Genomic DNA, 4,465 nt, shown 5'->3' on the forward strand with positions numbered 1-4,465 from the left:
ATCTTCCACAGCGACAGAGGCAGTCAATACTGTTCGCATGACTGCCAGAAGATCCTGCGCGAACACGGCTTCCAGGTCTCGATGAGCGGAAAAGGTAATTGCTATGACAATGCGGCTGTTGAGACGTTCTTCAAAACCATCAAGGCGGAGCTGATCTGGCGGCGGGCATGGGCAACCAGGCGCCAAGCTGAGATGGCGATCTTCGAATACATCAATGGTTTCTACAATCCGCGTCGACGACACTCAGCATTGGGCTGGAAAAGCCCGGTCGCCTTCGAACGGAAAGTGGCTTAAACGAGCACTCGGAGCGGCACAAATACGTGACAGGTCCACATTGCGTTGCCGTCAGGAGGGGGCGTCCATTCCATCAACAGCGTCGGATTGAACCATTCCTTTCTGAAGAAAAAGCGGATACATGGCCCCTATAACGGATGGAACTGATGGTGAGTGACGGTTTTACTAGAGAATCGTGGCCGCACAGGTCGCATAGGTGATGCGGTGAAGATTGATACTACTCATTTGCAGGGCGTTCTGATCCTGACACCCCGTCGCCATGGCGACGCGCGCGGGTTTTTCAGTGAAACCTGGAACCGCCGGACATTGGAAGCCGCCGGCGTATTCCTACCCGAGTTCGTTCAGGACAACCACTCCATGTCAGCACGGGCAGGCACGCTGCGCGGTCTGCATTACCAGGCGCCCCCTCATGCACAAGGCAAGCTGGTGCGTTGTGGGCGGGGGCGATTGTTCGATGTGGCCGTGGACGTGCGGCGTGACAGCTCAACCTACGGCCAATGGCTGGGCATAGAGCTGTCGTTCGAGAACGGGCGGCAAATCTGGATACCCCCGGGCTTCCTGCACGGTTTCGTGACCCGAGAGCCTGAAACTGAAATCCAATACAAGTGCACCGATTACTATGCCCCAGACTGCGATGGCGCGGTTCGGTGGGACAGTGTCGGCATTGATTGGGGGTTGCGCGACCCGATCCTGTCCGAGAAAGACGCACAAGCGGTGCCGTTTGACGCTTTTGAATCTCCGTTCACATTGGAGAGCACGACATGAAAATCCTTGTTACAGGCGGCGCGGGCTTCATCGGCTCGGCCGTCATACGGCTGGCCGTGACACGGGGGCACGAGGTCGTAAACCTCGACGCGCTGACCTATGCTGCGTGCTTGGACAATGTTGCCAGCGTCGCCGACAGCGCGCTTTATACGTTCGAGCATGCCGATATTCGCGACCGCGCCGCGCTTGACCGCATCTTTGCCGCCCATCAGCCCGACGCGGTGATGCACCTCGCGGCCGAAAGCCATGTCGATCGCTCGATCGACGGACCCGGCACCTTCATCGAGACCAATATCACTGGCACATATACCCTGCTCGAGGCGGCGCGCAGCTATTGGGCGGAACAAGGGCGGCCCGACAGCTTCCGCTTCCACCATGTCTCAACCGACGAAGTCTATGGTAGCCTCGGCCCCAAGGGGAAGTTCACCGAAGACACGCCCTATGACCCGCGTAGTCCCTATTCGGCCTCCAAGGCGGCCAGCGATCACCTGGTACGCGCGTGGAGCGAGACCTATGGTCTGCCAGTGGTACTCAGCAATTGTTCCAACAATTACGGTCCCTTCCACTTTCCTGAAAAGCTGATCCCGGTGGTGATCCTGAATGCGCTGCACGGGCGCGAAATCCCTGTCTACGGAGCCGGCGAAAACGTGCGCGACTGGCTTTTTGTCGAGGATCACGCCGATGCGCTGTTGCAGGTTTTGAACCGGGGCACAGTCGGGCGCAGCTACAACATCGGCGGCGAGAACGAAGCGCGCAATATCGACCTGGTGCGCATGATCTGCGCCATCCTGGATGATCGTCGCCCCGATGCCGCGCCGCATGATCGGCTGATCACGTTTGTTACTGACCGCCCCGGCCATGATGCGAGGTATGCCATTGACCCCACCCGCATCGCGACGGAACTGGGCTGGCGCCCCTCCGTCACCTTGCAGCAAGGGCTGAAACGCACGGTGGACTGGTACCTGGAGAACGAGGATTGGTGGCGGGCCCTGCTGGATCGCCAAGGCGTCGGGCAACGATTGGGCGTTTCGGCATGACCATCCTTGTATTCGGTCACAACGGCCAGGTCGCGACCGAGCTGCGGCGGCAGGGCGGGGCAGGGGTGACAGCCTTGGGTCGCGATGCCGCCGATCTGCGCGATCCCGCCGCCTGTGCTGAGGTGGTCGCGCAAACCGGGGCGCACGCCGTCATCAACGCCGCCGCCTACACCGCCGTCGACCAAGCCGAACAAGAGGAGCCGCTGGCGCATGCCATCAACGCAGAAGCCCCCGGCGCCATGGCCCGGGCCTGCGCCGATCTCGGCCTGCCGTTTCTGCATGTCTCGACCGACTACGTGTTCGATGGCTCCGGCACCGCGCCATGGCCCGAAGACGCCCCCACGGCCCCGCTCAACGCGTATGGCCGCACGAAGCTGGCGGGCGAGGCGGCTGTGCGCGCGGCGGGTGGCAACGCGCTTATCCTGCGCACGTCCTGGGTGGTGTCAGCGCATGGCACCAATTTCGTCAAGACGATGCTGCGACTGTCGCAGGCCCGTGATCATCTGCGCATCGTCGCCGATCAGGTCGGTGGGCCGACCCCCGCTGCCGATATCGCGGCGACTCTGCTCAAGACAGCCCACGCAATGGCTGATGGTCATCCGGGCGGCACCTATCATTACGGCGGCACCCCCGAGGTCAGTTGGGCCGACTTTGCGCGCGCCATTTTCAAGGCCACGGGCCGCACTGTGAAGGTCGATGATATCCCGACAAGCGCCTATCCCACACCGGCGGCAAGGCCGCTCAATTCCCGCCTCGACTGCCGAAAGCTGCAGGCGGATTTCGGCATCGCGCCGCCCGACTGGCAGCGCGGACTGCATGACATCCTGACCGAACTGGGAGAGATTTGAGAGATGAGCAATCGCAAAGGCATCATTCTGGCGGGCGGCTCGGGCACCCGGCTTTATCCGATCACCATGGGTGTGTCGAAGCAGATCCTGCCGATCTATGACAAGCCGATGATCTATTACCCTCTGTCGGTGTTGATGCTGGCGGGCATCCGCGAGATCGCCGTGATCACCACGCCCGAGGATCAGGCGCAATTCCAAAGGCTTCTCGGCGGTGGCAGCCAATGGGGCATTGAATTCACCTGGATTGAGCAGCCCTCACCGGACGGGCTCGCACAAGCCTATATTCTGGCCGAGGATTTTCTGGACGGCGCGCCATCGGCCATGGTGCTGGGCGACAACATATTCTTTGGGCACGGCCTATCGGACCTCCTACAAGAGGTGAATGCCAGCCCATCCGGTGGTACCGTTTTCGGTTATCACGTTGCCGATCCAGACCGCTACGGCGTGGTGGATTTTGACGAAGACGGCACTGTCCGTTCGATCATTGAAAAACCGTCAGTGCCCCCTTCCAACTATGCAGTGACAGGCCTGTACTTCCTTGACGGCAGCGCGTCCGAGCGTGCCCGCAAAGTCATCCCCTCGGACCGTGGAGAGCTTGAGATAACTTCGCTTCTGGAAAGCTACCTTGCGGATGGGGCCCTCTCGGTCAAGCGGCTGGGGCGCGGCTATGCATGGCTCGACACAGGCACCCACGCCTCACTTCTTGACGCGGGAAACTTCGTGCGCACCCTGACCGAGCGTCAGGGTCAGCAGGTGGGTATGCCAGACGAAGTGGCTTTCGAGATGGGGTGGGTCGCTAGGGGTGACATTCTTCGGCGCGCTCAACTGTTCAAGAAAAACGACTACGGTACATACCTTGAAAATCTTGCGAACGGCCAAGGTGGACGAGAGTGAATAGCCCACTCAAGTGGGGCACATTTGTAGGCTGATCGAGAGCCTAATTTAGGAATGTCACGAAATGTGGGGCACCCCCCGTTTGTATGCCGATTAATAGTGCTCAATCAACGAAGGCCGAAAAAATCCGCTTCAGTAGGCTAGGACGGCGGATCACGGCGCCACCACCGATGACCGTCGGCGTGACAATCGGGGCGGGAGCCGTTTGCAGAGATATCCACTGCGCGGGCTGAAAAGGGCGTCCCATTCGTCGCGCGTTTCGTCGCGGGAGCGGGCATATTGGATTCCCCAGCTATTCCTTCGGTCGACTTCTCCAAGGTGGACCTGTCACGTATTTGTGCCGCTCCGAGTGCTCGTTTAAGCCACTTTCCGTTCGAAGGCGACCGGGCTTTTCCAGCCCAATGCTGAGTGTCGTCGACGCGGATTGTAGAAACCATTGATGTATTCGAAGATCGCCATCTCAGCTTGGCGCCTGGTTGCCCATGCCCGCCGCCAGATCAGCTCCGCCTTGATGGTTTTGAAGAACGTCTCAACAGCCGCATTGTCATAGCAATTACCTTTTCCGCTCATCGAGACCTGGAAGCCGTGTTCGCGCAGGATCTTCTGGTAGTCATGCGAACAGTATTG

6 protein-coding genes are annotated in these 4,465 nt (G+C 60.1%); 5 read left to right on the forward strand and 1 reads right to left on the reverse strand.

Annotated features, from left to right (window positions below; translation table 11 throughout):
• The 5 genes from G568_RS0117455 to rfbA all read left to right on the forward strand — a co-directional run.
• Positions 1-294: integrase core domain-containing protein (locus G568_RS0117455; protein WP_026759162.1), on the forward strand; the 294-nt coding region annotated here is incomplete at its 5' end.
• Between the two features lie 204 nt (positions 295-498).
• On the forward strand, positions 499-1,059 hold the full coding sequence (gene rfbC / locus G568_RS0117460; protein WP_026759163.1) for a dTDP-4-dehydrorhamnose 3,5-epimerase: 561 nt from the start codon (positions 499-501) through the stop codon (positions 1,057-1,059).
• Positions 1,056-2,096 carry a dTDP-glucose 4,6-dehydratase gene (rfbB, locus tag G568_RS0117465; protein ID WP_026759164.1) on the forward strand — a complete coding sequence of 347 codons (1,041 nt, stop codon included), beginning with the start codon at positions 1,056-1,058 and terminating at the stop codon, positions 2,094-2,096. Before rfbC ends, rfbB begins: the two co-directional genes overlap by 4 nt.
• On the forward strand, positions 2,093-2,944 hold the full coding sequence (gene rfbD, locus G568_RS0117470; protein ID WP_026759165.1) for a dTDP-4-dehydrorhamnose reductase: 852 nt from the start codon (positions 2,093-2,095) through the stop codon (positions 2,942-2,944). Before rfbB ends, rfbD begins: the two co-directional genes overlap by 4 nt.
• A 3-nt stretch (positions 2,945-2,947) precedes the next feature.
• Positions 2,948-3,838, forward strand: a complete 891-nt coding sequence (gene rfbA, locus G568_RS0117475; RefSeq protein ID WP_026759166.1) for a glucose-1-phosphate thymidylyltransferase RfbA — start codon at positions 2,948-2,950, stop codon at positions 3,836-3,838.
• A gap of 357 nt (positions 3,839-4,195) precedes the next feature.
• Here the strand turns inward: rfbA and G568_RS0117480 are convergent.
• On the reverse strand, positions 4,196-4,465 hold a 270-nt coding region (locus G568_RS0117480; protein ID WP_026759167.1), incomplete at its 5' end, for an integrase core domain-containing protein.

Origin of the sequence: Sediminimonas qiaohouensis DSM 21189 (genome assembly GCF_000423645.1) — a bacterium.
Classification (GTDB): Bacteria; Pseudomonadota; Alphaproteobacteria; order Rhodobacterales; family Rhodobacteraceae; genus Sediminimonas; species Sediminimonas qiaohouensis.